22 protein-coding genes are annotated in these 25,823 nt (G+C 60.4%); 9 read left to right on the top strand and 13 right to left on the bottom strand.

All coding sequences use genetic code 11. The features are described from left to right. Positions 1-91 precede the first annotated feature (91 nt). The 9 genes from aceA to JV201_RS18175 all read right to left on the bottom strand — a co-directional run bounded on the left by aceA (position 92) and on the right by JV201_RS18175 (position 10,753). A complete protein-coding gene (gene aceA, locus JV201_RS18215; protein WP_003219577.1) occupies positions 92-1,417 on the bottom strand; it encodes an isocitrate lyase in 1,326 nt (441 codons plus the stop codon). A gap of 493 nt (positions 1,418-1,910) precedes the next feature. Further along, on the bottom strand, positions 1,911-2,648 hold the full coding sequence (locus JV201_RS18210; protein ID WP_003219578.1) for a secretin N-terminal domain-containing protein: 738 nt from the start codon (positions 2,646-2,648) through the stop codon (positions 1,911-1,913). Positions 2,649-2,887: 239 nt separating this feature from the next. Continuing rightward, positions 2,888-3,310 (bottom strand): GNAT family N-acetyltransferase, encoded by a 423-nt coding sequence (locus tag JV201_RS18205; protein ID WP_003219580.1) that lies wholly within the window; start codon positions 3,308-3,310, stop codon positions 2,888-2,890. Beyond that, positions 3,303-4,469, bottom strand: a complete 1,167-nt coding sequence (locus JV201_RS18200; protein WP_003219582.1) for a cupin domain-containing protein — start codon at positions 4,467-4,469, stop codon at positions 3,303-3,305. The genes JV201_RS18205 and JV201_RS18200 overlap by 8 nt, the downstream gene beginning before the upstream one ends. Positions 4,470-4,553: 84 nt before the next feature. Next, positions 4,554-5,924: an adenylosuccinate lyase gene (purB, locus tag JV201_RS18195; RefSeq protein WP_003219584.1), complete on the bottom strand. Its 1,371-nt coding sequence runs from the start codon at positions 5,922-5,924 to the stop codon at positions 4,554-4,556. A 124-nt stretch (positions 5,925-6,048) separates the two neighbouring features. After that, complete coding sequence (gene hflD, locus JV201_RS18190; RefSeq protein WP_003219586.1) at positions 6,049-6,672, bottom strand: high frequency lysogenization protein HflD; 624 nt, start codon at positions 6,670-6,672, stop codon at positions 6,049-6,051. After that, positions 6,669-7,793, bottom strand: coding sequence for a tRNA 2-thiouridine(34) synthase MnmA (gene mnmA / locus JV201_RS18185; RefSeq protein WP_003219588.1), 1,125 nt, complete (start codon positions 7,791-7,793; stop codon positions 6,669-6,671). Before mnmA ends, hflD begins: the two co-directional genes overlap by 4 nt. 59 nt (positions 7,794-7,852) lie before the next feature. Next, complete coding sequence (locus JV201_RS18180; RefSeq protein ID WP_008431568.1) at positions 7,853-8,299, bottom strand: NUDIX hydrolase; 447 nt, start codon at positions 8,297-8,299, stop codon at positions 7,853-7,855. Positions 8,300-8,527: 228 nt separating this feature from the next. Continuing rightward, positions 8,528-10,753 carry an NADP-dependent isocitrate dehydrogenase gene (locus JV201_RS18175; protein WP_087693052.1) on the bottom strand — a complete coding sequence of 742 codons (2,226 nt, stop codon included), beginning with the start codon at positions 10,751-10,753 and terminating at the stop codon, positions 8,528-8,530. Positions 10,754-11,247: 494 nt separating this feature from the next. Between JV201_RS18175 and icd the strand changes: the two genes are divergently transcribed. After that, positions 11,248-12,504, top strand: a complete 1,257-nt coding sequence (gene icd / locus JV201_RS18170) for an NADP-dependent isocitrate dehydrogenase (protein ID WP_219405843.1) — start codon at positions 11,248-11,250, stop codon at positions 12,502-12,504. Between the two features lie 69 nt (positions 12,505-12,573). On the opposite strand, the gene cspD is transcribed toward icd, so the two are convergent. Further along, positions 12,574-12,834, bottom strand: coding sequence for a cold shock domain-containing protein CspD (gene cspD / locus JV201_RS18165; protein ID WP_023658953.1), 261 nt, complete (start codon positions 12,832-12,834; stop codon positions 12,574-12,576). Between the two features lie 224 nt (positions 12,835-13,058). On the opposite strand from cspD, the gene clpS reads away from it, so the two are divergent. Continuing rightward, complete coding sequence (gene clpS, locus JV201_RS18160) at positions 13,059-13,427, top strand: ATP-dependent Clp protease adapter ClpS (protein ID WP_003219604.1); 369 nt, start codon at positions 13,059-13,061, stop codon at positions 13,425-13,427. A gap of 29 nt (positions 13,428-13,456) precedes the next feature. After that, complete coding sequence (gene clpA / locus JV201_RS18155; RefSeq protein ID WP_003219606.1) at positions 13,457-15,727, top strand: ATP-dependent Clp protease ATP-binding subunit ClpA; 2,271 nt, start codon at positions 13,457-13,459, stop codon at positions 15,725-15,727. A 236-nt stretch (positions 15,728-15,963) separates the two neighbouring features. Here the strand turns inward: clpA and infA are convergent, their stop codons facing one another. The 3 genes from infA to aat all read right to left on the bottom strand — a co-directional run bounded on the left by infA (position 15,964) and on the right by aat (position 17,726). After that, the gene (gene infA / locus JV201_RS18150) at positions 15,964-16,182 is read right to left on the bottom strand and encodes a translation initiation factor IF-1 (RefSeq protein WP_002553999.1); all 219 of its coding nucleotides are present in this window, start codon (positions 16,180-16,182) and stop codon (positions 15,964-15,966) included. A 100-nt stretch (positions 16,183-16,282) separates the two neighbouring features. Next, positions 16,283-16,990 carry an arginyltransferase gene (locus JV201_RS18145; RefSeq protein ID WP_003219609.1) on the bottom strand — a complete coding sequence of 236 codons (708 nt, stop codon included), beginning with the start codon at positions 16,988-16,990 and terminating at the stop codon, positions 16,283-16,285. Positions 16,991-17,045: 55 nt separating this feature from the next. After that, on the bottom strand, positions 17,046-17,726 hold the full coding sequence (gene aat / locus JV201_RS18140) for a leucyl/phenylalanyl-tRNA--protein transferase (protein ID WP_003219611.1): 681 nt from the start codon (positions 17,724-17,726) through the stop codon (positions 17,046-17,048). Positions 17,727-18,213: 487 nt separating this feature from the next. Here aat and ftsK point away from each other — a divergent pair, with 487 nt between their 5' ends. Genes ftsK through cysG form a run of 6 tightly spaced genes read left to right on the top strand, consistent with a single transcriptional unit; the run spans position 18,214 to position 25,719 of the window. Continuing rightward, positions 18,214-20,622, top strand: coding sequence for a DNA translocase FtsK (gene ftsK, locus JV201_RS18135; RefSeq protein ID WP_003219614.1), 2,409 nt, complete (start codon positions 18,214-18,216; stop codon positions 20,620-20,622). 57 nt (positions 20,623-20,679) lie between these two features. Continuing rightward, positions 20,680-21,303: an outer membrane lipoprotein chaperone LolA gene (lolA, locus tag JV201_RS18130; protein WP_003219615.1), complete on the top strand. Its 624-nt coding sequence runs from the start codon at positions 20,680-20,682 to the stop codon at positions 21,301-21,303. Positions 21,304-21,330: 27 nt separating this feature from the next. Continuing rightward, on the top strand, positions 21,331-22,653 hold the full coding sequence (locus JV201_RS18125; RefSeq protein WP_003219616.1) for a replication-associated recombination protein A: 1,323 nt from the start codon (positions 21,331-21,333) through the stop codon (positions 22,651-22,653). Further along, positions 22,653-23,027 (top strand): fluoride efflux transporter CrcB, encoded by a 375-nt coding sequence (crcB, locus tag JV201_RS18120; RefSeq protein ID WP_003219617.1) that lies wholly within the window; start codon positions 22,653-22,655, stop codon positions 23,025-23,027. The genes JV201_RS18125 and crcB overlap by 1 nt, the downstream gene beginning before the upstream one ends. A 16-nt stretch (positions 23,028-23,043) precedes the next feature. Next, positions 23,044-24,324, top strand: coding sequence for a serine--tRNA ligase (gene serS / locus JV201_RS18115; protein WP_003219618.1), 1,281 nt, complete (start codon positions 23,044-23,046; stop codon positions 24,322-24,324). Further along, positions 24,325-25,719: a siroheme synthase CysG gene (gene cysG, locus JV201_RS18110; protein WP_003219620.1), complete on the top strand. Its 1,395-nt coding sequence runs from the start codon at positions 24,325-24,327 to the stop codon at positions 25,717-25,719. Positions 25,720-25,823: the final 104 nt, after the last annotated feature.

Below are 25,823 nucleotides of genomic sequence, written 5' to 3'. Positions count from 1 at the left end.
CAAAAAAACGCCCCGAACCAGTCGGGGCGTCAGATCGTGCGGCACTGCGGTTAGGTCTTCCGTGGGGCCGCAGTGGCCGTGTACTCAGTACTTAGTGGAACTGCTCTTCTTCGGTCGAACCGGTCAGCGCAGTCACGGACGAGGTGCCGCCCTGGATCACGGTGGTCATGTCGTCGAAGTAACCGGTGCCCACTTCCTGCTGGTGCGCCACAAAGGTGTAACCCTTGGCAGCATCAGCGAACTCTTGTTCCTGCAGCTTCACGTAGGCAGTCATGTCGTTGCGGGCGTAGTCGTGCGCCAGGTTGAACATGCTGTGCCACATGTTGTGAATGCCGGCCAGGGTGATGAATTGGTGCTTGTAGCCCATGGCAGACAGTTCACGCTGGAACTTGGCGATGGTCGCGTCGTCCAGGTTCTTCTTCCAGTTGAAGGAAGGCGAGCAGTTGTAGGACAGCAGTTGGTCCGGGTATTCCTTCTTGATAGCTTCGGCAAAGCGGCGAGCTTCGTCCAGGTCCGGCTTGGCGGTTTCGCACCAGATCAGGTCGGCGTACGGCGCGTAGGCCAGGCCACGAGCGATCGCCTGGTCGAGACCGGCGCGCACTTTATAGAAACCTTCCTGGGTACGTTCGCCAGTCACGAACGGCTGGTCGTACGGGTCGCAATCCGAGGTCAGCAAATCAGCCGCGTTGGCATCGGTACGGGCCAGGATGATGGTCGGAGTGCCAGCAACGTCAGCAGCCAGACGAGCAGCCGTCAGCTTCTGAACAGCTTCCTGGGTTGGAACCAGTACCTTGCCGCCCATGTGGCCGCATTTCTTCACCGAAGCCAGTTGGTCTTCGAAGTGAACGCCGGCAGCGCCTGCCTCGATCATGCTCTTCATCAGCTCGTAGGCGTTCAGTACGCCGCCGAAACCGGCTTCAGCGTCTGCAACGATCGGTGCGAAGTAGTCGATGTAGCCTTCATCGCCCGGGCCTTTACCGGCTTTCCACTGGATCTGGTCGGCACGGCGGAACGAGTTGTTGATGCGCTTGACCACGGTTGGCACGGAGTCCACCGGGTACAGCGATTGGTCGGGGTACATGGATTCAGCGGAGTTGTTGTCCGCTGCCACTTGCCAGCCAGACAGGTAGATCGCCTGGATACCGGCTTTGACCTGTTGAACCGCTTGGCCGCCAGTCAGGGCGCCCATGCAGTTGACGAAATCTTTTTCGGGACGGAAGGACGGCTTGGCACCCTGGGTGACCAGCTTCCACAGCTTCTCGGCGCCGAGTTTTGCAAAGGTGTGCTCAGGTTGAACCGAGCCACGCAGGCGGACGACGTCAGCAGCAGAATAAGCGCGGGTCACGCCTTTCCAGCGTGGGTTTTCAGCCCAGTCTTTTTCAAGGGCTGCAATTTGCTGTTCGCGTGTCAGTGCCATGGGGAAAAACCTCGTCGCATAGGTCTAGGTGGAAAATTCCATTTGCCAGCCACGTATCAGTGCGTGGTTATGGCTGCTCGCTGACCAGAAGCTTAGGCGGTCAAGTCAGGCTCGGCGGGGAAGGCGACGGGATGAACGATAGGCTCAAGGGGGAGTTGAGCAGGTAAGGGCGAACTGCGAAAAGTCTTCGGGCGTCGTGGGCCTTTGTACGATCCATCAGTGTGTTGCCGGGTTACCTGGTTAGCTTCCGTCCCTCGGGACAACTTCGTTCCAGTCGCAACCTCGTCAAACACACCTTGTTGGCGGTACAGACACGAATCGGCTCAGGTGGGTGGCTTTGAGCGACGATCCGAAGGCCCTTGCCAGGGCCCCTGATTAGCGGGAGCGAGGCCATCATGCCCATGCTTTTTTGGATCGTCAAATGTTTTGTAGTGCTTTTTTTCAAGCACTACATCTTTAGTCTAATGCGACTCGCCAGTCAGTTTTTGGTGCTTCAGTTCAGCGTGTCGACTTTGACCCGCAATGTCAGGTCATCGCGCCCTTGAGTAGAGTAGCTGCGGGTTGTAGTGCTTTTGTCGGCCTGGGTCTGGCGGTTGATCCCGGCCAGGGTGATCCACTCGCCCAGGCGTCCGCTGACAGTTGTGTCGGTACTTTGCACGTTCACTACATCGGGACGTTCCTGGCTCATGCGGTCACGATTGGTACTGATGCTCAGGTGAACGGTCTCGCCGGTGACGCTGGCCGTCACGTAGAAGCCCTGGGTTACGTTGCGATACTGGGTCTGGTTCTGCGGGCGGCCGTAGGCATCGGGCTGGGTGGTGGTGAGGGGCACGCTCTGGCCGACCTGGATCAGCGCGGGTACGCCTTCGCTGGCCTGGATCTGCTGGATCCCGCCGTCACGGCTTTCGGTGCTGTAGGTGATGACCTGTGTTTGATTGTTGCCGTTGCTCTGCTGGTTGTTTTCGTTGGTGTCGACGGTGATCAACAGGCGTTTGGAGGGCGTATCCAGTTGCGCGAGCAGGGCGCGCAGGCCCTGGATCTTGTCGGGCTCGGCGTTCACGATCAGTTGGTTGCCGTAGGCGCTGACGGTGCCGTCCTTGCCGATAAAGTTCTGCGCCACCGGCAGCAGGTCGGCGCTGGTGCGGTTGCTCAGGGGCACGACTTCGGTGGCGGCCATCACCGAGAAACTGGTGGCCAGGAGCAACAGGGTGAGCAGGGTGCGTAGGGACATGTCCGTTATCTCTGCGAGTCATTTAGGCTAGATATTGCCAGTTTGTCGGCTTGGCGGGGCGCAAGTTGAATCCTGGACGGCAAAAGGCCCTGGCATCGGGGGATGGCAGGGCCTTTTGAGGTGTTGCTGATGGCGCCTTCGCGAGCAAGCCCGCTCCCACATTTGACCTCATTCCAAAGGATGTACTGGATCGAATGTGGGAGCTGGCTTGCCTGCGAAGGGAGCGACTCGGTCTCGGATCAGCCCTCGCGCACCATATCAACGTGAGGAATCCCGACTTCCAGGAACTCATCGCTGACAATCTTGAAGCCCAGGCGCTCATAAAACGGCGCCGCATGGACCTGTGCACTGAGGATCTGCCGGGTCTGGCCGCGTTTCTCGGCCACGCCGATCACCGCTTCCATCAGCTTGTCGCCGACCTTCAGGCCGCGCCAGTCTTTGAGAACCGACACGCGGCCGATCTCGCCGGTAGGCAGCAGGCGTGCAGTACCGATGGGAAAGTCGCCTTCGAACGCCAGGAAATGCACGGCACTCGCGTCGTCTGCATCCCATTCCAGCTCCGGTGGAACCGATTGTTCAGCGATAAATACCGCTTCACGAATGCGCCGTATCTCGGCGATATCCTTTTGCCAGTCCGCGACACTTACGTGAATCTTATTCATCGGCAAACCCCAGGCTTCCTTGCTTGACCAGTTCCCACAGCAGGGCGCAGCCATCTTCATCCGCCAGCCATGGGCCGAGGTTGTCGATGTGCAGGGCGTCGGCGGCGCACACCAGCTTCAGCAGTTCCCGCAGCTTGCCCGGCAACAGGCGGCTCTGGCCACTGGCGAACAGCAGCAGGTCGTCGTCGACTTCGGACCAGGCCAGGCGGGCGCTCGGGTTGCGGATCAGCACGGCGCCGTTTTCCAGGCTGCCCAGCAGGTCTTCTTCTTCAACTTCCGGGCCGGCGACCAGTTCCGGGTAGCGCGGCTCGGTCATGAACTGGCCGAACCAGGTCAGCAGCATGCGCTCGTCGCTCATGTGCTCGGCCAACAGGCTTTTCAGGCGGTCGAGGGCGTCGCCCTGGATCTGGTGCGGGTCGCTGACCGGCTGGGCATCGGCGTCGGTGTAGCGCTCTTCGTCAGTCAGGTACTGGCTGAGGAAGTCGGTGAAGTGGGTCAGCACTTCAGCGGCGCTCGGGGCGCGGAAGCCTACGGAGTAGGTCATGCAATCATCCACGGCCACGCCGCAGTGGGCCAGGCGGGGCGGCAGGTAGAGCATGTCGCCCGGTTCCAGCACCCATTCGGCGGTCTCTTCGAATTCAGCGAGGATGCGCAGGTCCGCGTGTTGCAGCAGCGGGCTTTCGGAGTTGCACATCTGGCCGATCTTCCAGTTGCGCTTGCCGGAACCTTGCAGCAGGAACACGTCGTAGTTGTCGAAGTGCGGGCCCACGCTGCCACCCGGGGCGGCGTAGCTGATCATCACATCGTCAATGCGCCAGCTTGGCAGGAAGCGGAAGTTTTCCAGCAGTTCGGCCACTTCCGGCACGAACTGGTCGACCGCCTGCACCAGCAGGGTCCACTCGCGCTCGGGCAGGGTGCTGAAGGCATCTTCGGCGAACGGGCCGCGGCGCAACTCCCACGGGCGTTCGCCGTGTTCGATGATCAGGCGCGACTCGACTTCTTCTTCCAGCGCCAGGCCGGCCAGTTCGTCGGCGTCGATCGGGCTTTCGAAGTCAGGGATGGCCTGGCGGATCAGCAGGGGTTTTTTCTGCCAGTAGTCGCGCAGGAATTCCCGTGCCGTGATGCCGCCCAGAAGTTGAAGAGGAATGTCAGGATTCATGTGTAACCTATTGAAAAAAAGCACTTTTCAGACGGGAATAAAAACGCCCGGCGCTGCCGGGCGTCTCAAAGGGTCAAGCTTCTATCAGATGCGTTTGGCTTGAGCCACAGCGTTGCCGATGTAGTTGGCCGGGGTGAGCAGTTTCAGCTCGGCTTTGGCGGCGGCTGGCATATCCAGGCCGTCAATGAAAGTTTGCAGCGCTTCGGAGGTGATGCCCTTGCCGCGGGTCAGCTCTTTGAGCTTCTCGTACGGGTTTTCGATGTTGTAGCGGCGCATCACGGTCTGGATCGGCTCGGCCAGCACTTCCCAGCAAGCGTCCAGGTCAGCGGCGATCTTCTGCTCGTTGAGCTCCAGTTTGCTGATGCCTTTGAGGCTGGCTTCGTACGCGATCACGCTGTGGGCGAAGCCCACGCCGAGGTTGCGCAGTACGGTGGAGTCGGTCAGGTCGCGCTGCCAGCGGGAGATTGGCAACTTGCTGGCCAGGTGCTGGAACAGGGCGTTGGCGATCCCGAGGTTGCCTTCGGAGTTTTCGAAGTCGATCGGGTTGACCTTGTGCGGCATGGTCGACGAACCGATTTCGCCGGCAATGGTGCGCTGCTTGAAGTAGCCCAGGGAGATGTAGCCCCAGATATCGCGATCGAAGTCGATCAGGATGGTGTTGAAGCGCGCAATCGCGTCGAACAGCTCGGCGATGTAGTCGTGGGGTTCGATTTGCGTGGTGTACGGGTTGAAACCCAGGCCCAGTTCGTCTTCGATGAAGGCGCGGGCGTTTTCTTCCCAGTCGATCTCAGGATAGGCCGACAGGTGGGCGTTGTAGTTGCCTACGGCGCCGTTGATCTTGCCCAGCAGCGGTACGGCCGCGACTTGAGCGATCTGGCGCTCCAGGCGGTACACCACGTTGGCCAGTTCTTTACCTAGGGTGGTCGGCGAAGCCGGCTGGCCGTGGGTGCGCGACAGCATCGGAACGTCGGCGAAACGGATCGCCAGTTCGCGGATGGCGTCGGCAGTCTGGCGCATCAGTGGCAGCATCACGTCATCACGGCCTTCGCGCAGCATCAGGGCGTGGGACAGGTTGTTGATGTCCTCGCTGGTGCAGGCAAAGTGGATGAACTCGCTGACCTTGGCCAGTTCCGGCAGCTTGGCCGCTTGCTCTTTGAGCAGGTATTCGATGGCTTTAACGTCGTGGTTGGTGGTGCGCTCGATCTCTTTGACACGCTCGGCGTGCTCCAGAGCGAAGTTTTCCGCCAGGGCGTTCAGCACAGCGTTGGCTTCGGCAGAGAACGCCGGCACTTCGCTGATGCCAGGGTGAGCGGCCAGGCGCTGGAGCCAGCGCACTTCAACCAGAACACGAGCACGGATCAAGCCGTATTCGCTGAAAATAGGGCGCAGGGCCTGGGTTTTGCCGGCGTAGCGGCCGTCAACAGGGGAAACCGCAGTGAGCGAAGAAAGCTGCATGGGGTGTTCTCGGACAGTCGGGCAACGAAATGGGGCGCGTATCATACATGAAAAAATCCGCCGGTCCGTTGCCAACTGACCGGCGTATTACGCGTGGGGCTATAAAAAAATCGGTTGCTGCGACTTATTCGTTGCGCATCAACGGGTAAAGCTCTTTCAGCAATTTGCGTCGGCTGACCACCAACTGCCAGCGATGACCGCCCAATTGGCGCCATAACCGCGCCGAACGAATACCGGCCAACAGCAGGGCGCGGATTTTCGAGGCGTTGTTCGGTTGTTGCAGGTTGCGCATATCGCCGTGCACCTGGATCCGCTGGCGCAAGGTACTTAGGGTGTCCTGGTACAGGGCGCCACAGGCTGCGATCACGTTTTCGTGGGCCGGGCCAAAATGCTCGACCTGGGACTGGATCTGCGGCAGGCGCTTGCCGATGGTGTCCAGCAGGTCGTCGCGCTTGGCCAATTGACGCTCCAGGCCGAGCATCGACAGGGCGTAGCGCAGCGGCTCGCGCTGCAAGGTGCTTGGATCGCGCTCGAGGGCGCCGACCAGTGCGCGATAACCTTCGCGCAGGGCCAGGTCATCGCCGCCGTACACTTCCAGGGTGTCCTTCGGGTCGCGGATCAGCAGGCTGCCGAGCATGCAGGTCAGGCCTGCCTCGGTGACCTGGCCGGTCTTGGCGATCTTGTCCACCAGCACCGCGGCGAGAAACACGCCGCCCAGTGCCGTCAGTTGCTCCTGGGTCGGGCTCATGCCTGGCTGCTCCAGGGTTCGGCAACTTCGATCACACCGCCCCCCAGGCAAATCTCTCCGTCGTAGAACACTACCGATTGGCCCGGTGTTACGGCGCGCTGCGGGTCGTCGAAGGTGGCGCGATAGCCGGTGGCGGTTTTTTCCAGGGTGCAGGGCTGGTCGCTCTGGCGATAGCGCACTTTGGCCGTGAGGCGGCGCGGGCTGCTGAGGTCCACCGGGTTGACCCAGTAGATGTCCGAGGCCAGCAGGGCGCGGGAGAACAGCCATGGGTGGTCATTGCCCTGGCCCACGATCAGCTCGTTGTGCTCGAGGTCCTTGACCAGCACGTACCACGGCTCTTCGCCGGCGTCTTTCAAGCCGCCGATGCCCAGGCCCTGGCGCTGGCCGATGGTGTGGTACATCAAGCCGTGGTGACGGCCGATGATCTCGCCTTCGGTGGTCTTGATCTCGCCCGGTTGCGCCGGCAGGTACTGCTTGAGGAAGTCGCTGAAACGGCGCTCGCCGATAAAGCAGATCCCGGTGGAATCCTTCTTCTTGGCGGTGGCCAGGCCGTGTTTCTCGGCAATGGCGCGCACTTCGGGTTTTTCCAGCTCGCCCACCGGGAACAGGGTCTTGGCGATCTGTTCGCCGCCGACGGCGTGCAGGAAGTAGCTCTGGTCCTTGTTGGCGTCCAGGCCCTTGAGCAGTTCGGTGCGGCCATCGATGTCGCGACGGCGCACGTAGTGGCCAGTAGCAATCAGATCGGCACCGAGGATCATCGCGTAGTCGAGGAACGCCTTGAACTTGATCTCGCGGTTACACAGGATGTCCGGGTTCGGCGTGCGACCGGCCTTGTATTCGGCCAGGAAGTGCTCGAACACGTTGTCCCAGTACTCGGCGGCGAAGTTGGCGGTGTGCAGCTTGATGCCGATTTTGTCGCAGACGGCCTGGGCATCCGCCAAGTCGTCCATGGCGGTGCAATATTCCGTTCCATCGTCTTCTTCCCAGTTCTTCATGAACAGGCCTTCCACCTCATAACCCTGCTCCATGAGCAGAACGGCGGAAACGGAAGAATCCACGCCGCCGGACATACCGACGATGACGCGCTTCTTTTGTGTGTCAGAAGGGGCTGGATCACGCATAGGATTTCAACGGGAGTCTTTAAAAAGGACGCGATTCTAGCAGGCTCGCGTCTGCAAGGCTAAAGAGAAGGGCGGATCAATTCGAGGCTGTGGCGCTGGCCGGCCAGATAATCGTCGATGCAGCGGATGATCAGCTCGCTGCGCCAGTCTTCGCGCAGGGCCATCAATTCGTCACGGGTCAGCCAGCGGGCGCGCAGAATACCGTCGTCCAGTGGGTAGTCCGGGTGGTGTTGCAGGGCCTTGGCGATGAAGCATACGCGCTGATAGGTCACGCCATTGCTGGGAGCGGTGTACAGGTAAATCCCGACAATCCCGGTGGCTTCGACGTCCCAGCCGGTCTCTTCGAGGGTTTCGCGCACGGCGGCCTCGGTCAGGGTTTCGTTCGGGTCGAGGTGGCCGGCGGGCTGGTTGAGCACGGCGCGGCCGCCCTTGAGTTCTTCGACCATCAGGAAGCGGCCGTTGTCTTCGACGATGGTGGCGACGGTGATGTGGGGGAGCCAGGTCATAAAGTGCCTCGATTCAAGGTGTAACGCTGTCTTCAGGCGCGATTGCATTCAGTGTGGGAGCGGGCTTGCTCGCGAATACGGCGTGTCAGTTAAAGACGTATTGACTGATCCACCGCATTCGCGAGCAAGCCCGCTCCCACATTTTGATTGGGTTTCTTCAATAAAAGCGCCATGTCCAGAAACAGAAACCCCGGCACAGGGCCGGGGCTTCTTTGCATCCTTACAACCTTACACCAGCGCAGCGATTGCCGCGTTGAGGGTGGCGCTTGGGCGCATGGCCTTGCTGGTCAGCTCGGCGTTCGGTGCGTAGTAGCCACCGATGTCCACTGGCTTGCCCTGGACAGCGTTGAGCTCGGCAACGATGGTTGCCTCATTCGCGGTCAGGGTCTTGGCCAGTTCGCCAAACTGCGCTTGCAATGCAGTGTCTTCGGTCTGGGCCGCCAGGGCTTGAGCCCAGTACAGCGCCAGGTAGAAGTGGCTGCCGCGGTTGTCGATGTTGCCGACTTTACGCGATGGCGACTTGTTGTTGTCGAGGAACTGGCCGGTGGCCTGGTCCAGGGTCTTGGACAGTACCAGGGCTTTCGGGTTGTTGTACGTCACACCCAAATGCTCGAGGGATGCGGCCAGGGCCAGGAACTCGCCCAGGGAATCCCAGCGCAGGAAGTTCTCTTCAACCAGTTGCTGCACATGCTTCGGAGCCGAGCCGCCAGCGCCGGTTTCGAACAGGCCGCCACCGTTCATCAGCGGCACGATCGACAGCATCTTGGCGCTGGTGCCCAGTTCCATGATCGGGAACAGGTCGGTCAGGTAGTCGCGCAGAACGTTGCCGGTCACCGAGATGGTGTCCAGGCCCTTGCGGGTGCGTTCCAGGGTGAACTTCATCGCGTCGACCGGCGACATGATGCGGATGTCCAGGCCTTCGGTGTTGTGGTCTTTCAGGTAAGCCTGAACTTTCTCGACCACGACGCCGTCGTGCGCGCGCTGTGGGTCCAGCCAGAAGATGGCCGGGGTGTTGCTGGCGCGGGCGCGGTTGACGGCCAGTTTGACCCAGTCCTGGATCGGCGCGTCTTTGGTCTGGCACATGCGGAAGATGTCGCCGGCTTCAACAGCCTGTTCCATCAGCAGGTTGCCCTTGCTGTCGGTGACGCGGACTACGCCGTCAGCCTTGATCTGGAAGGTCTTGTCGTGGGAGCCGTACTCTTCGGCTTTTTTCGCCATCAGGCCAACGTTGGGCACGCTGCCCATGGTGGTTGGGTCGAAGGCGCCATTGGCCTTGCAGTCTTCGATCACTGCCTGGTAGATAGTGGCGTAGCAGCGATCCGGGATCACAGCCTTGGTGTCGTGCAGCTGGCCGTCGGTGCCCCACATCTTGCCGGAGTCACGGATCATGGCAGGCATCGATGCGTCGACGATGACGTCGCTCGGCACGTGCAGGTTGGTGATGCCTTTGTCGGAGTTGACCATCGCCAGGGAAGGGCGAGCAGCGTATACCGCCTGGATGTCGGCTTCGATCTGCGCTTGCTGATCGGCCGGCAGGGCCTTGATGCGAGCGTACAGGTCGCCGATGCCGTTGTTCAGGTTGAAGCCGATCTGCTCCAGCACCACAGCGTGCTTGGCCAGCGCGTCTTTATAGAACTCGGCAACGATCTGGCCGAACATGATCGGGTCGGAAACCTTCATCATGGTGGCTTTCAGGTGAACCGACAGCAGCACGCCTTGTTTCTTGGCGTCTTCGATTTCAGCGGCGATGAAGCTGCGCAGGGCTTTCTTGCTCAGCACGGCGGTGTCGATGATCTCGCCAGCTTGTACGCTGGTTTTTTCCTTCAGGACGGTAGCAGTACCGTCCTTGGCGATCAGTTCGATCTTGACGGCATCAGCGCCTTCGATCTGAACGGCTTTCTCGCTGCCGTAGAAGTCGCCGTTGCTCATGTGGGCAACGTGGGACTTGGAGTCGGCAGCCCAGGCACCCATTTTGTGCGGGTGCTTGCGAGCGTAGTTCTTGACCGACAGCGGGGCGCGGCGGTCGGAGTTGCCTTCGCGCAGTACCGGGTTCACGGCGCTGCCCTTGACCTTGTCGTAACGTGCACGGGTTTCTTTTTCCGCGTCGGTGGTTACGGTTTCCGGGTAGTCCGGCAGGGCGTAGCCCTGGGCCTGCAGTTCCTTGATCGCAGCTTGCAGCTGAGGGGTCGAGGCACTGATGTTCGGCAGCTTGATGATGTTGGCTTCAGGGGTAACGGCCAGGTCGCCCAGTTCGGCGAGGTGGTCCGGCACGGCCTTGGCGCCCAGTTGCTCGGGGAAGCTTGCGAGGATGCGCGCGGCCAGGGAAATGTCGCGGGTTTCCACGGCAATATCAGCGGAAGCGGTGAAGGCCTCTACGATAGGCAGCAGTGAATAGGTGGCGAGGGCTGGGGCTTCGTCGGTGAAGGTGTAGATGATCTTCGAGCGGGTGGGCATATTCGGATTAACTCTCTTCTTTGCTGAAAGCATGCGCAGAAACTCGAGATGCGCCGGGTAAAGCGCGTTCGTTCAAAGTCATCCATGAGCGAAATGTCGAAGTTTCTTCGCGGTGATGTTGGGTTGCATCAGTCGAGCGTCAAGCGGGTGAGCTACTGTAGTAGCTCGGCTTTTCTGGCGGAGGGCGTCTGTCTAGAGCGGTCGGCCGTCGTGACTCTTTGGTCAGCGGCGGCATTATACATAGGTCGCTATGCTTACGCCGAGCCTTCATACAAAAGGTGTGTCGTCCATTGGTCTAAAGGTCGCAGGCAGCGGGTTGCGCCTAAAGTCGCATGATGTGCTCAAGATTGGCGCTTTTCCCTTTGCTTTCAAGCTTGTAGGCCGCTAAATGTGCTGTTTTCGACGCAAATGTGCAGGGCCTGAGGTTTCAGTCCTCATTTATCTGGAGTAGGCTCGAACGCAGCCAGATGTTCAATCCATAGATGGAGTTCAGCATGGGATACAAGAAGATTCAGGTTCCGGCAGTCGGCGACAAAATCACCGTCAATGCAGACCATTCTCTCAATGTTCCTGACAGCCCGATCATCCCCTTCATCGAGGGTGACGGTATTGGCGTCGACATCAGCCCGGTGATGATCAAGGTGGTCGATGCAGCTGTTAACAAGGCTTATGGCGGCAAGCGCAAAATCTCCTGGATGGAGGTGTATGCCGGCGAAAAGGCCACCCAGGTTTACGACCAGGACACCTGGCTGCCCCAGGAAACCCTGGATGCGGTCAAGGACTACGTGGTTTCCATCAAGGGCCCGTTGACCACCCCAGTCGGTGGCGGTATCCGTTCGCTGAACGTGGCCCTGCGCCAACAGCTCGACCTTTACGTGTGCCTGCGCCCGGTGCGCTGGTTCGAAGGCGTGCCAAGCCCGGTCAAGAAGCCAGGCGATGTGGACATGACCATCTTCCGCGAGAACTCCGAGGATATTTACGCCGGCATCGAGTGGAAAGCCGGCTCCCCGGAAGCGATCAAGGTCATCAAGTTCCTGAAGGAAGAGATGGGCGTCACCAAGATCCGTTTCGACCAGAACTGCGGGATCGGCATCAAGCCGGTGTCCCTGGAAGGCACCAAGCGCCTGGCGCGCAAGGCCTTGCAGTATGTCGTGGATAACGACCGCGACTCGCTGACCATTGTGCACAAAGGCAACATCATGAAGTTCACCGAAGGTGCCTTCAAGGAATGGGCCTACGAAGTGGCGGCCGAAGAGTTCGGTGCGACCCTGTTGGATGGCGGCCCGTGGATGCAATTCAAGAACCCGCGCACCGGCAAGAATGTGGTGGTCAAGGACGCCATTGCCGACGCCATGCTCCAGCAGATCCTGCTGCGCCCGGCCGAATACGACGTGATCGCCACCCTTAATCTTAACGGTGACTATCTGTCCGACGCCCTGGCGGCGGAAGTGGGCGGTATCGGTATTGCGCCGGGCGCCAACCTGTCCGACACCGTGGCGATGTTCGAAGCCACCCACGGTACTGCGCCGAAGTATGCCGGCAAGGACCAGGTCAACCCGGGTTCGTTGATCCTGTCGGCGGAAATGATGTTGCGCCACATGGGCTGGACCGAAGCGGCCGACCTGATCATCAAGGGCACCAACGGCGCAATTTCGGCCAAGACCGTGACCTATGACTTCCACCGCTTGATGGACGGCGCCAAGTTGCTGTCGTCGTCGGCGTTCGGGGATGCGCTGATTTCGCATATGTAAGCTGATACAGGGGCGTAAAAAACCGGCCTTATGGGCCGGTTTTTTTTAGAGCGTTTGCTCAGTGGCTGATCAGGCCAGTTGTCTTTTTGATTTTTGAGCGACGCCCTCTTTGGGGGTAGTGGCGCTGACTGGAGCGCTGATATTCACTGCGTGCAAGCCCTTGGGTCCCTGAATGATGTCGAAGGAAACCGGTTGCCCTGCCTTTAGTGTCTTGTAGCCATCCATTTGGATAGCCGAGTAATGCGCAAATAGGTCGTCAGTCTTGTCGTCTTCGTTGATGAAGCCGTAACCCTTGGCATTGTTGAACCACTTGACCTTACCGCTCGCCATGCCCATATCCCTCTGCACCAGACTCCATCACTGGAGTATCATCCAGTTTATCCGTCCTAACCCGAATAAATAAGGTTGACTGCGCGGACCTTTTTTACCCACTGTGGGTTCTATTGGTTGTAACACTGATTTGCCGATAGTCAAGGCGACCAGTCGGTCAGAGTTGAAATTCTGACAGGTCGCCCCCACCACTGTATTTGAACCACTGACGAACCTTTCTTTCCATGCATGCAATCAGCCAGATTCGACTAACATTCAATCAGGATCGCCCGGATCATCAAGAAGACGACGACGGTTCTGCAGGCATTGCTGTCCAGGAGGCCAAGCCTGCTTTACAGGCGCCGCCGATGTACAAGGTGGTTTTGTTCAATGATGACTACACACCGATGGATTTCGTCGTCGAAGTACTCGAGGTGTTTTTTAACCTGAACCGCGAGTTGGCGACCAAGGTAATGCTGGCCGTTCACACAGAAGGACGGGCAGTATGTGGAGTGTTTACCCGCGACATCGCCGAGACAAAGGCCATGCAGGTCAACCAGTACGCCAGGGAAAGCCAGCATCCGCTACTCTGTGAAATCGAGAAGGACGGTTAACTCCGACCACTTGGGTATGAGGTGAAGCTATGTTAAACCGCGAGCTCGAAGTCACCCTCAATCTTGCCTTCAAGGAGGCCCGTTCGAAGCGTCATGAATTCATGACCGTCGAGCACCTGCTGCTGGCACTTTTGGATAACGAAGCTGCCGCCACCGTACTGCGTGCGTGTGGTGCCAATCTCGACAAACTCAAGCATGACCTGCAGGAGTTTATCGACTCCACCACGCCGTTGATCCCCGTTCATGACGAGGACCGCGAGACCCAGCCAACCCTGGGCTTCCAGCGGGTACTGCAGCGTGCCGTTTTCCACGTACAGAGCTCCGGCAAGCGCGAAGTCACAGGGGCCAATGTGCTCGTGGCGATCTTCAGCGAGCAGGAAAGCCAGGCCGTCTTCCTGCTCAAGCAGCAAAGCGTTGCCCGCATTGACGTCGTCAACTACATCGCCCATGGCATTTCCAAGGTGCCAGGGCATGGCGATCACTCGGAAGGTGAGCAGGATATGCAGGATGACGAGGGCGGTGAGTCTTCTTCTTCGAGCAACCCGCTGGACGCTTATGCCAGCAACCTCAACGAACTGGCGCGCCAGGGGCGGATCGATCCGCTGGTAGGGCGTGAGCTGGAAGTTGAGCGCGTGGCGCAGATCCTGGCGCGTCGCCGCAAGAACAACCCGTTGTTGGTCGGTGAGGCAGGCGTGGGTAAAACCGCGATTGCCGAAGGCCTGGCCAAACGCATTGTTGATAACCAGGTGCCCGACCTGCTGGCCAACAGCGTCGTCTACTCCCTTGACCTGGGCGCATTGCTCGCCGGGACCAAGTACCGTGGCGATTTCGAGAAGCGCTTCAAGGCGTTGCTCGGCGAGCTGAAAAAACGCCCGCAGGCGATCCTGTTCATTGACGAAATCCACACCATCATCGGTGCCGGTGCGGCTTCCGGTGGCGTGATGGATGCGTCGAACCTGCTCAAGCCGCTGCTGTCTTCGGGCGATATCCGTTGCATCGGTTCGACCACGTTCCAGGAATTCCGCGGGATCTTCGAAAAAGACCGTGCCCTGGCGCGCCGCTTCCAGAAAGTGGATGTGTCCGAGCCTTCGGTAGAAGACACCATTGGCATCCTGCGCGGGCTCAAGGGGCGCTTTGAAGCGCACCATGGCATCGAGTACACCGATGAGGCGCTGCGTGCAGCCGCCGAGCTGGCATCGCGCTACATCAATGACCGGCACATGCCGGACAAGGCCATCGACGTGATCGACGAGGCGGGTGCCTACCAGCGCCTGCAGCCGGTAGAGAAGCGTGTGAAACGCATCGACGTGCCTCAGGTCGAGGATATCGTGGCGAAGATCGCGCGGATTCCGCCAAAACACGTCAACACCTCCGATCGGGAGCTGCTGCGTAACCTGGAGCGCGACCTCAAGCTGACCGTGTTTGGTCAGGATGCAGCCATCGACTCGCTGTCCACCGCGATCAAGCTGTCCCGCGCTGGCCTCAAGTCGCCGGACAAGCCGGTCGGTTCGTTCCTGTTCGCCGGGCCTACCGGCGTCGGCAAGACCGAAGCGGCGCGGCAATTGGCCAAGGCCATGGGGATCGAGCTGGTGCGTTTCGACATGTCCGAGTACATGGAGCGTCACACCGTCTCGCGCCTGATCGGTGCGCCTCCGGGCTATGTCGGCTTCGACCAGGGCGGCCTGTTGACCGAGGCGATCACCAAGCAGCCACATTGCGTACTGCTGCTCGATGAAATCGAGAAGGCGCACCCGGAAGTCTTCAACCTGCTGTTGCAGGTCATGGACCACGGCACTCTGACCGACAACAACGGGCGCAAGGCGGACTTCCGCAACGTGATCGTGATCATGACCACCAACGCCGGTGCCGAAACAGCCGCGCGGGCTTCCATTGGCTTTACTCATCAGGATCACTCTTCCGACGCCATGGAAGTGATCAAGAAGAGTTTCACGCCGGAATTCCGCAACCGCCTGGACACCATCATCCAGTTTGGTCGCCTCAGCCATGAGGTCATCAAAAGCGTGGTGGACAAGTTCCTCACCGAGCTCCAGGCGCAGTTGGAAGACAAGCGCGTGCAGCTGGAAGTCTCGGACGCGGCGCGCAACTGGCTGGCGGAAGGTGGCTACGACGCGGCAATGGGCGCTCGGCCAATGGCTCGCCTGATCCAGGACAAGATCAAGCGCCCACTGGCGGAAGAGATCCTGTTTGGCGAACTGGCAGACCATGGTGGCGTGGTGCATATCGATCTGAAGGACGGCGAGCTGACCTTCGACTTCGAAACCACGGCTGAAATGGCCTGATAGCTGACGCAACAAAACAAAAAGGCGCCGAGAGGCGCCTTTTTGCTGCCTTGAACCCGATGGAGATCAAATGTGGGAGCGGGCTTGCTCGCGAATGCGGTGTGCCAGTCGACACAATCAATGACTGACACGCTGCATTCGCGAGCAAGCCCGCTCCCACAAGGGATTGCTGGTTTCAGGTAAATCGCGCGCACACAAAAACGCCCGGCATAACCGGGCGTTTTGTATTGACTTGATTAACGGGCGCGGTAAGTGATGCGCCCTTTGCTCAGGTCATAGGGCGTCAGTTCGACGCGCACTTTGTCACCGGTAAGAATACGAATGTAGTTCTTGCGCATCTTGCCGGAGATATGCGCGGTTACGACGTGCCCATTTTCCAACTCCACACGAAACATGGTGTTGGGCAGGGTGTCGACGACAGTGCCTTCCATTTCGAAGCTGTCTTCTTTCGACATGCAGTAAAGCCCTCGGTATCCAGTGAATGGCCCGGTGCAACTGCGCCAGGCAAAAGCGGCGTGCATTGTGCCCGAAAAAGGGTGTTTAAGCCAAGAGGTTCTAGTTCAACGTGACCCATCTTTGGTTAATTAGCAGCTCAATGGGCCGATATTGGGTCTTGTAGTTCATCTTTTTGCAGTTTTTTATCCAGTATCCGAGGTACACCGCCTCCAATTCCAGGCGCAAGGCTTCACCGATCTGCCACAGGATCGCAAAGCGTCCCAGGCTGCGCCGTTCCTCGGCGGGCTCATAAAAGGTGTAGACCGCCGACAGGCCATTGGGCAGCAGGTCAGTCACGGCGACCGCCACCAGTCGTCCCTCGAGCCGAAACTCATAGAAACGCGAGAAGGGCAGGTCGCGCACCAGGAAGGTGGAAAACTGGTCGCGGCTGGGCGGGAACATGTCGCCGTCGGCGTGGCGCTGTTCGATGTAGCGTTGGTAAAGGTCGAAATATTCTTCGCTGAAGCCGGGTTTGGTGGCGGTAACGGTCAGGTCGGCGTTGCGCTTCAGGATGCGTTTCTGGTTGCGGTCCGGAAGGAACTGCGCCACCGGGATGCGCGCCGGTACGCAGGCGTTGCAGTTCTGGCAGTGCGGCCGGTAAAGGTGGTCGCCGCTGCGCCGGAAGCCCATTTCCGACAAATCGGCATACACATGCACGTCCATCGGCTGGCTGGGGTCGAGGAACAGCGTGGTGGCCTGCTCATCGGGCAGATAGCTGCATGAGTGGGGTTGAGTGGCATAAAACTTCAAACGCGCCAACTCGGTCATGATCAACCCTCGGATAAGCTTTGAAATAAGTGTAAGCCAGGTGTGGGGAAGTCGCCTAGGAAACCCACGGAGCAGAGCTGGTTTGGTCCAAATGGTCGCGCAGGTAGTTGGCGAAGTCGCTGCGGGGAATGGCGCGGGCGCCGAGGCTGTGCAGGTGATCGGTGGGCATCTGGCAGTCGATCAGCACAAAGCCCCAGGCCTGTAGTTGCCGAACCAGGGTGGCAAAGCCGTATTTCGAGGCGTTGTCGGCGCGACTGAACATGGACTCGCCGAAAAACAACTGGCCCATCGCCAGGCCGTACAGGCCGCCCACCAGTTCGCCCGCGTCCCACACCTCCACCGAATGCGCATAACCGCGCTGGTGCAGTTGCAGGTAGGCGTTCTGCATGGCTTCGGTGATCCAGGTGCCATCGGCATAACTGCGCGGCGCCGCGCACGCCTGGATGACCGCAGCGAAGTCCTGGTCGAAGGTCACCGTGTAACGCTGCTGGCGCAACAATTTGCCGAGGCTGCGGGAAACGTGCAGCTCATCGGGGAACAGTACGGTGCGTGGGTCGGGCGACCACCAGAGGATGGGCTGGCCTTCCGAGAACCAGGGAAAGCAGCCGTGGCGGTAGGCCTGGATCAGGCGGTCGGCCGACAGGTCGCCACCGGCCGCGAGCAGGCCATTGGGTTCGCGCATGGCCTTGGCCAGCGGTGGGAAGGTCAGGGTGTTGCGTTGTAACCAGGTCAGCATGGCATCCAGGCTTACGGAAGGGGAGGGCGGAAACGGCGATGTTGTCCGTTGCAAGAGCTGTGATTATTGTCGACGAAACGCTCTGGGGCTACCCCGAACATGGGATCGGTGCAGATAAGCATGAACGGGTGTTTCTGCAACTCTATGCCGGGGGCGTGGTCGTAATCGCGTACGTCGGTCGGCAAGCTAGCCTGGATTGGCAAAAACAGCTCATAAGCCTTTGTCAGTAAAGACAATGCATGCTCAAATTGAACGTTATGAAATTGAACATTGGCTATGCTGTGTAACGTAGGGCCAAGTGCGTGGCATCGCGCACACAAACCCGTACAATGCGGCCATTGGGGCGTTATCGCCGTTTCATGAATCAGTAGCAGGGTGTTAAAAGTAGCTCCACTGGCACTCGTTCATTTTTTACCTGCCCGGATTGGGCAGTGTTTTGCAGTCATTCAACAGATGGACGCGCTAAAGGCGCAGGAAAAGACCCGTTTTGAAGAAATCCGCCGCAACACCTAAAGCCGCAGTCGTGCCCGCCTGGCGCCAGCACCTGCACTACCGACTCAAGGAAGGTGCACTAATCGCCATCGGCGCGCTGTGCCTGTTCCTGATGATGGCCTTGCTCACCTATGGCAAGGACGATCCAGGCTGGAGCCACAACAGCAAGATCGAAGACGTGCAGAATTTCGGTGGTCCGGCCGGCTCCTACAGCGCCGACATCCTGTTCATGGTGCTGGGTTACTTCGCTTACATCTTCCCGTTGCTGCTGGCCATCAAGACCTGGCAGATCTTCCGCCAGCGTCACGAGCCGTGGCAATGGAGCGGCTGGCTTTTCTCCTGGCGCCTGATCGGCCTGGTGTTCCTGGTGTTGTCCGGCGCGGCCCTGGCCCATATCCATTTCCATGCACCTACCGGTCTGCCGGCCGGTGCCGGCGGCGCTCTGGGCGAAAGCCTCGGCGACCTGGCCCGCAGGACCCTGAATATCCAGGGCAGCACCCTGATGTTCATCGCGCTGTTCCTGTTCGGCCTCACCGTGTTTACCGACCTGTCCTGGTTCAAGGTCATGGACGTGACCGGCAAGATCACCCTCGACCTGCTCGAACTGTTCCAGGGCGCGGCCAATCGCTGGTGGTCGGCCCGGGTGGACCGCAAACGCATGGTTGCGCAACTGCGCGAGGTGGATACCCGCGTCAACGAGGTGGTAGCCCCGAGCACGCCGGACCGGCGTGAGCAGGCCAAGGTCAAGGAACGCCTGATCGAACGCGAGCAGGCCCTGACCAAGCACATGTCGGACCGCGAGAAGCAAGTGCCGCCGGTGATTGCCCCTGCGCCGCCGAAGGCCCCCGAGCCGAGCCACCGCGTGCAGAAAGAGAAACAGGCGCCGTTGTTTGTCGACAGCGCCGTGGAAGGCACCTTGCCGCCGATCTCGATTCTTGATCCTGCGGAAAAGAAACAGCTCAATTACTCCCCTGAGTCCCTGGCGGCCGTCGGCCACCTGCTGGAAATCAAGCTCAAGGAATTCGGCGTCGAAGTCTCAGTGGATTCGATCCACCCGGGCCCGGTGATTACCCGCTACGAAATCCAGCCGGCTGCCGGCGTCAAGGTCAGCCGCATTTCCAACCTGGCCAAGGATCTGGCGCGTTCGCTGGCCGTGACCAGCGTGCGGGTGGTGGAAGTGATTCCGGGCAAGACCACCGTCGGTATCGAGATTCCCAACGAAGACCGGCAGATCGTGCGCTTCTCCGAAGTGCTGTCGACCCCGGAGTACGACAACTTCAAGTCGCCGGTCACCCTGGCCCTGGGCCACGACATCGGCGGCAAGCCGGTGATCACCGACCTGGCGAAAATGCCCCACTTGCTGGTCGCCGGTACCACCGGTTCCGGTAAGTCGGTGGGTGTGAACGCGATGATCCTGTCGATCCTGTTCAAGTCGGGCCCGGATGACGCCAAGCTGATCATGATCGACCCGAAAATGCTTGAGCTGTCGATCTACGAAGGCATTCCACACCTGTTGTGCCCGGTGGTGACCGACATGAAGGATGCGGCCAACGCCCTGCGCTGGAGCGTTGCCGAGATGGAGCGGCGCTACAAGCTGATGGCGAAGATGGGTGTGCGTAACCTGTCGGGCTTCAACGCCAAGGTCAAGGAAGCCCAGGACGCCGGCACGCCGCTGACCGACCCGTTGTACAAGCGTGAAAGCATCCACGACGAAGCGCCGCTGTTGACCAAATTGCCGACCATCGTGGTGGTGGTCGACGAATTTGCCGACATGATGATGATCGTCGGCAAGAAGGTCGAAGAGCTGATCGCCCGTATCGCCCAGAAGGCGCGGGCCGCCGGGATCCACTTGATCCTCGCGACCCAGCGTCCGTCGGTGGACGTGATCACCGGCCTGATCAAGGCCAACATCCCGACCCGCATGGCGTTCCAGGTGTCGAGCAAGATCGATTCCCGGACCATCATCGACCAGGGCGGCGCCGAGCAACTGCTGGGCCACGGTGACATGCTCTACATGCCGCCGGGCACCAGTTTGCCGATCCGTGTCCACGGCGCGTTCGTCTCCGACGATGAGGTGCACCGTGTGGTGGAAGCCTGGAAACTGCGTGGGGCCCCGGAATACAACGACGACATCCTCGCCGGCGTCGAAGAGGCCGGCAGCGGCTTCGACGGTGGCAGCGGCGGTGGCGACGATGATGCCGAGACCGATGCGCTCTACGACGAAGCGGTGCAGTTCGTGCTTGAAAGCCGCCGCGCCTCGATCTCCGCCGTACAGCGCAAGCTGAAGATTGGCTACAACCGCGCTGCCCGCATGATCGAAGCCATGGAAATGGCCGGCGTGGTCACCTCGATGAACACCAACGGCTCGCGCGAAGTGATTGCGCCAGCGCAGATGCGTGACTGATTACGTGCCGCGTGGCAACACGCGGCACGCCTTGCAACCGAATCTAAGAGGACTCCCATGCGTCTTATCCGCATGCTGTTGTTGCCTGCATTGGCCCTGACTGCTGTTTCGGCTCATGCTGACCCGGCTTCCGTCGCCAGCCTGAAAAACCTGTTGGACAAATCCCAGACCCTGACCGCGCGCTTCTCCCAGCTCACGCTGGATGCCGGTGGCACCCAGTTGCAGGAAACCGCCGGCGAGATGGCTGTACAGCGTCCAGGGCTGTTCTACTGGCACACAGAAGGCAAGGCCGAGCAGACCATCGTCTCTGACGGCCAAAAAGTCACCCTGTGGGACCCGGACCTGGAGCAGGCGACCATCAAGAAGCTCGACCCGCGCCTGAACCAGACGCCAGCGCTCTTGCTGTCGGGCGATGTGTCGAAGATCAACGACAGCTTCGACATTACCTCCAAGCAGACCAGCAACGTGATTGAATTCACCCTTAAGCCGAAATCCAAGGACACGCTCTTTGACACGCTGTCCCTGTCGTTTGGCAACGGCGTGATCAACAACATGCGTCTGATTGACAGCGTCGGCCAGCGCACCGATATCCTGTTCTCCGGGGTCAAGGCCAACCAGCCGGTACCGGCATCCAAGTTCAAGTTCGACATCCCGAAGGGTGCCGACGTGATCCAGGAATAAACTGCCCAGAGGTTTCAAACGCTGCCCATGGACCTGTTTCGAAGTGACCCGATTGCTCAGCCTCTGGCGGCGCGCCTGCGCTCGACCAACCTGGACGAGTACGTCGGGCAGGAACACCTGCTCGCCCGCGGCAAGCCTTTGCGCGAGGCCCTTGAGCAGGGTGCGCTGCACTCGATGATTTTCTGGGGGCCGCCGGGCGTGGGTAAAACCACCCTGGCGCGGCTCCTGGCAAAAGTCTCGGATGCACACTTCGAGACGGTCTCGGCGGTGCTGGCCGGGGTCAAGGAGATCCGCCAGGCGGTGGAAGTCGCCAAGCAGCAGGCCGGGCAGTACGGCAAGCGCACCATCCTGTTCGTCGACGAAGTACATCGCTTCAACAAGTCGCAGCAGGATGCGTTCTTGCCGTATGTCGAAGACGGCACGCTGATCTTTATTGGTGCCACCACCGAAAACCCGTCTTTTGAACTGAACAATGCCTTGCTGTCCCGGGCGCGTGTCTATGTGCTCAAGAGCCTCGACGAAGCCGCGATGCAGAAGCTCTTGCAGCGTGCGCTGAACGAAGACAAGGGCCTGGGCAAGCGCCAGTTGAGTGTCAGTGAGGAAGGCTTCAAGATCCTGCTGACTGCTGCGGATGGCGACGGTCGACGTTTTCTCAATCTGCTGGAAAACGCTTCCGACCTGGCCGAGGATGGCAGCGAAATCGGCGTCGACTTGCTGCAGAGCCTGTTGGGCGACACCCGCCGGCGTTTCGACAAGGGCGGCGAAGCGTTCTACGACCAGATTTCCGCGCTGCACAAATCTGTGCGCGGCTCCAACCCCGACGGCGCGCTGTACTGGTTTGCGCGGATGATCGACGGCGGTTGCGACCCGCTGTACCTGGCCCGGCGCGTGGTGCGCATGGCCAGCGAAGATATCGGCAATGCCGACCCGCGTGCGCTGAGCCTGTGCCTGGCCGCCTGGGAAGTGCAGGAACGCCTGGGCAGCCCGGAAGGCGAGTTGGCGGTGGCCCAGGCCATCACCTATCTGGCCTGCGCACCGAAGAGCAACGCGGTGTACATGGGCTTCAAGTCCGCCCTGCGTGCTGCCGCCGAGCATGGTTCCCTGGAAGTGCCGCTGCACCTGCGCAATGCGCCGACCAAGCTGATGAAGCAACTCGGCTACGGCGATGAATACCGCTACGCCCACGATGAGCCGGACGCCTATGCGGCTGGCGAAGATTACTTCCCGGATGACCTTGAGCCGCAGCCGTTCTACCAGCCGGTGCCCCGTGGCCTGGAACTGAAGATCGGCGAAAAGCTCAATCACCTTGCCCAACTTGACCGGCTCAGTCCGAAACAGCGGAGAAAGTAGTGCTCAGAACGATTCTTGCCGTGTCCGTGGCCGGCATCGCTGGTACATTATTGCGTTTCGCCACCAGCACCTGGGTCAGCGCCAATTGGCCGAAGCATTTTTATGCGGCGACCCTGGCGGTCAACCTGGTGGGCTGTTTGATCATCGGCTTGTTGTACGGGTGGTTTCTGCTTCGCCCGGAAGTGCCGATTGAGATTCGTGCCGGCTTGATTGTCGGTTTTGTAGGCGGTCTGACGACCTTTTCATCCTTTTCACTGGACACGCTACGCCTGCTGGAAAGCGGGCAGGCACCGGTCGCCTTCGGGTACCTGGCCGTCAGCGTGTTCGGCGGGCTGCTCGCCACCTGGGCTGGCCTGTCCTTGACCAAACTTTGATAAACGAGAGACCGACATGCTCGATTCCAAACTGTTACGTAGCAACCTTCAGGACGTAGCGGACCGCCTGGCATCCCGTGGCTTTGCCTTGGATGTTGCGCGCATCGAAGCGCTGGAAGAACAGCGCAAGACCGTCCAGACCCGCACCGAAGCACTGCAGGCTGAGCGTAATGCGCGTTCCAAATCCATCGGTCAGGCCAAGCAGCGCGGCGAAGACATCGCGCCGTTGATGGCGGACGTCGAGCGTATGGCTGGCGAGTTGGCTTCCGGCAAAGTCGAGCTGGACGTTATCCAGACCGAACTGGACTCGATCCTGCTGGGCATCCCGAACCTGCCGCACGAATCCGTGCCGATCGGCGAAGACGAAGACGGCAACGTCGAAGTCCGTCGCTGGGGCACGCCAAAAGCCTTCGATTTCGAGATCAAGGACCACGTCGCCCTGGGCGAACTGACCGGTGGCCTGGACTTCGAAACGGCGGCCAAAATGTCCGGCGCGCGCTTTGCCTTGCTGCGTGGCCCGATTGCACGCATGCACCGCGCCCTGGCGCAGTTCATGATCAACCTGCACACCGGCGAGCACGGCTACGAAGAGGCTTACACCCCGTACCTGGTCCAGGCTCCGGCGCTGATGGGCACCAGCCAGCTGCCGAAATTCGAGGAAGACCTGTTCAAGATCAGCCGCGATGGCGAAGCCGACTTGTACCTGATCCCGACCGCCGAAGTATCGCTGACCAATATCGTGGCCGGGGAAATCCTCGACGCCAAGCAGTTGCCGATCAAGTTTGTCGCTCACTCGCCATGCTTTCGCAGCGAAGCCGGTGCATCGGGCCGCGACACCCGCGGCATGATTCGCCAGCACCAGTTCGACAAGGTCGAGATGGTGCAGGTTGTCGAGCCGTCGACTTCCATGGAAGCGCTGGAAGGCCTGACCGCCAACGCCGAACGCGTCCTGCAACTGCTGGAGCTGCCGTACCGCGTTCTGGCGCTGTGCACCGGCGACATGGGTTTCAGTGCCGTGAAGACTTACGACCTGGAAGTGTGGGTGCCGAGCCAGGACAAATACCGCGAGATTTCGTCGTGCTCCAACTGCGGTGATTTCCAGGCCCGTCGCATGCAGGCGCGTTTCCGTAACCCGGAAACCGGCAAGCCCGAGCTGGTCCACACCCTCAACGGTTCGGGCCTGGCAGTAGGCCGTACCCTGGTGGCCGTGCTGGAAAACTACCAGCAGGCTGACGGTTCGATCCGCGTGCCTGAAGTGCTCAAGCCGTACATGGCGGGCGTTGAGGTCATCGGCTAAATGGAATTTCTGCCGCTGTTTCATAACCTGCGCGGCAGTCGTGTGTTGGTCGTCGGTGGCGGGGAGATTGCCTTGCGCAAATCCCGGCTGCTGGCCGACGCCGGCGCGTTGTTGCGGGTGGTTGCTCCCCAGATTGAAGACCAGTTGCGTGAACTGGTGCAGGGCAGTGGCGGTGAACTGATTTTGCGTGGTTATCAGGAGGCCGACCTCGACGGTTGCACCCTGATCATCGCGGCGACCGACGACGAGCCGCTGAACGCGCAAGTGTCCAGCGATGCCCGGCGTCGTTGCGTACCGGTCAATGTGGTGGATGCGCCGGCCTTGTGCAGCGTGATCTTCCCGGCGATTGTCGACCGTTCGCCGTTGGTGATCGCAGTGTCCAGCGGCGGCGATGCGCCGGTGCTGGCACGCTTGATCCGCGCCAAGCTGGAAACCTGGATTCCGTCGACTTACGGCCAGTTGGCCGGGCTGGCGGCGCGGTTTCGCAGCCAGGTCAAAGGCTTGTTCCCGGATGTGCAGCAACGTCGCGCGTTCTGGGAAGACGTCTTCCAAGGCCCGATTGCTGATCGGCAACTGGCCGGGCAGGGCGATGAAGCCGAGCGTCTGCTGGTGGAGAAAATCAACGGCGCGCCGCCCCACGCACCGGGCGAAGTCTACCTGGTGGGCGCAGGCCCGGGTGATCCGGACCTGCTGACGTTCCGCGCCTTGCGCTTGATGCAACAGGCCGACGTGGTGCTGTACGACCGCCTGGTGGCGCCGGCGATTCTTGAATTGTGCCGTCGCGATGCCGAGCGGGTGTATGTCGGCAAGCGGCGCGCAGACCATGCGGTGCCGCAGGACCAGATCAACCAGCAACTGGTGGACCTGGCCAGGCAAGGCAAGCGCGTGCTGCGGCTCAAGGGTGGCGATCCGTTCATCTTTGGGCGTGGCGGTGAAGAGATCGAAGAATTGGCGGCCCATGGCATCCCGTTCCAGGTGGTGCCGGGTATTACCGCGGCCAGTGGTTGCGCGGCGTATGCCGGTATTCCGCTGACCCACCGCGACTATGCGCAATCGGTTCGCTTCATTACCGGGCACTTGAAGGACGGGACTTCGGACCTGCCGTGGAGTGACCTGGTGGGCCCTTCGCAGACCCTGGTGTTCTACATGGGCTTGATCGGGTTGCCGATCATCTGCGAACAGCTGATCAAGCATGGTCGTTCGGCGGATACGCCGGCGGCGTTGATCCAGCAGGGCACCACGTCCAACCAGCGGGTGTTTACCGGCACCCTGGCTGACCTGCCACGCATGGTGGCGGAACATGAGGTTCATGCGCCGACACTGGTGATTGTGGGAGAAGTGGTGCAGTTGCGTGAGAAGCTGAAGTGGTTTGAAGGCGCTCAGTCGCAAGTCTGACACGTCTCCTGTGGCGAGAACGTCTCTGTGGCGAGGGAGCTTGCTGTGGCGAGGGAGCTTGCTGTGGGGAGGGAGCTTGCTGTGGCGAGGGAGCTTGCTCCCGC

The organism is Pseudomonas sp. Colony2 (assembly GCF_019382755.1).
Classification (GTDB): Bacteria; Pseudomonadota; Gammaproteobacteria; order Pseudomonadales; family Pseudomonadaceae; genus Aquipseudomonas.
The sequence above is the reverse complement of the archived record's forward strand: the minus strand, read 5'-3'. Positions and strand labels throughout refer to the sequence as shown.

What these genes read in the sequence shown, in the direction of transcription:
- aceA (WP_003219577.1), bottom strand. Translation starts at nt 1,417, where the DNA reads ATGGCACTGACACGCGAACAGCAAATTGCAGCCCTTGAAAAAGACTGG.
- JV201_RS18210 (WP_003219578.1), bottom strand. Translation starts at nt 2,648, where the DNA reads ATGTCCCTACGCACCCTGCTCACCCTGTTGCTCCTGGCCACCAGTTTC.
- JV201_RS18205 (WP_003219580.1), bottom strand. Translation starts at nt 3,310, where the DNA reads ATGAATAAGATTCACGTAAGTGTCGCGGACTGGCAAAAGGATATCGCC.
- JV201_RS18200 (WP_003219582.1), bottom strand. Translation starts at nt 4,469, where the DNA reads ATGAATCCTGACATTCCTCTTCAACTTCTGGGCGGCATCACGGCACGG.
- purB (WP_003219584.1), bottom strand. Translation starts at nt 5,924, where the DNA reads ATGCAGCTTTCTTCGCTCACTGCGGTTTCCCCTGTTGACGGCCGCTAC.
- hflD (WP_003219586.1), bottom strand. Translation starts at nt 6,672, where the DNA reads ATGAGCCCGACCCAGGAGCAACTGACGGCACTGGGCGGCGTGTTTCTC.
- mnmA (WP_003219588.1), bottom strand. Translation starts at nt 7,793, where the DNA reads ATGCGTGATCCAGCCCCTTCTGACACACAAAAGAAGCGCGTCATCGTC.
- JV201_RS18180 (WP_008431568.1), bottom strand. Translation starts at nt 8,299, where the DNA reads ATGACCTGGCTCCCCCACATCACCGTCGCCACCATCGTCGAAGACAAC.
- JV201_RS18175 (WP_087693052.1), bottom strand. Translation starts at nt 10,753, where the DNA reads ATGCCCACCCGCTCGAAGATCATCTACACCTTCACCGACGAAGCCCCA.
- icd (WP_219405843.1), top strand. Translation starts at nt 11,248, where the DNA reads ATGGGATACAAGAAGATTCAGGTTCCGGCAGTCGGCGACAAAATCACC.
- cspD (WP_023658953.1), bottom strand. Translation starts at nt 12,834, where the DNA reads ATGGCGAGCGGTAAGGTCAAGTGGTTCAACAATGCCAAGGGTTACGGC.
- clpS (WP_003219604.1), top strand. Translation starts at nt 13,059, where the DNA reads ATGCATGCAATCAGCCAGATTCGACTAACATTCAATCAGGATCGCCCG.
- clpA (WP_003219606.1), top strand. Translation starts at nt 13,457, where the DNA reads ATGTTAAACCGCGAGCTCGAAGTCACCCTCAATCTTGCCTTCAAGGAG.
- infA (WP_002553999.1), bottom strand. Translation starts at nt 16,182, where the DNA reads ATGTCGAAAGAAGACAGCTTCGAAATGGAAGGCACTGTCGTCGACACC.
- JV201_RS18145 (WP_003219609.1), bottom strand. Translation starts at nt 16,990, where the DNA reads ATGACCGAGTTGGCGCGTTTGAAGTTTTATGCCACTCAACCCCACTCA.
- aat (WP_003219611.1), bottom strand. Translation starts at nt 17,726, where the DNA reads ATGCTGACCTGGTTACAACGCAACACCCTGACCTTCCCACCGCTGGCC.
- lolA (WP_003219615.1), top strand. Translation starts at nt 20,680, where the DNA reads ATGCGTCTTATCCGCATGCTGTTGTTGCCTGCATTGGCCCTGACTGCT.
- JV201_RS18125 (WP_003219616.1), top strand. Translation starts at nt 21,331, where the DNA reads ATGGACCTGTTTCGAAGTGACCCGATTGCTCAGCCTCTGGCGGCGCGC.
- serS (WP_003219618.1), top strand. Translation starts at nt 23,044, where the DNA reads ATGCTCGATTCCAAACTGTTACGTAGCAACCTTCAGGACGTAGCGGAC.
- cysG (WP_003219620.1), top strand. Translation starts at nt 24,325, where the DNA reads ATGGAATTTCTGCCGCTGTTTCATAACCTGCGCGGCAGTCGTGTGTTG.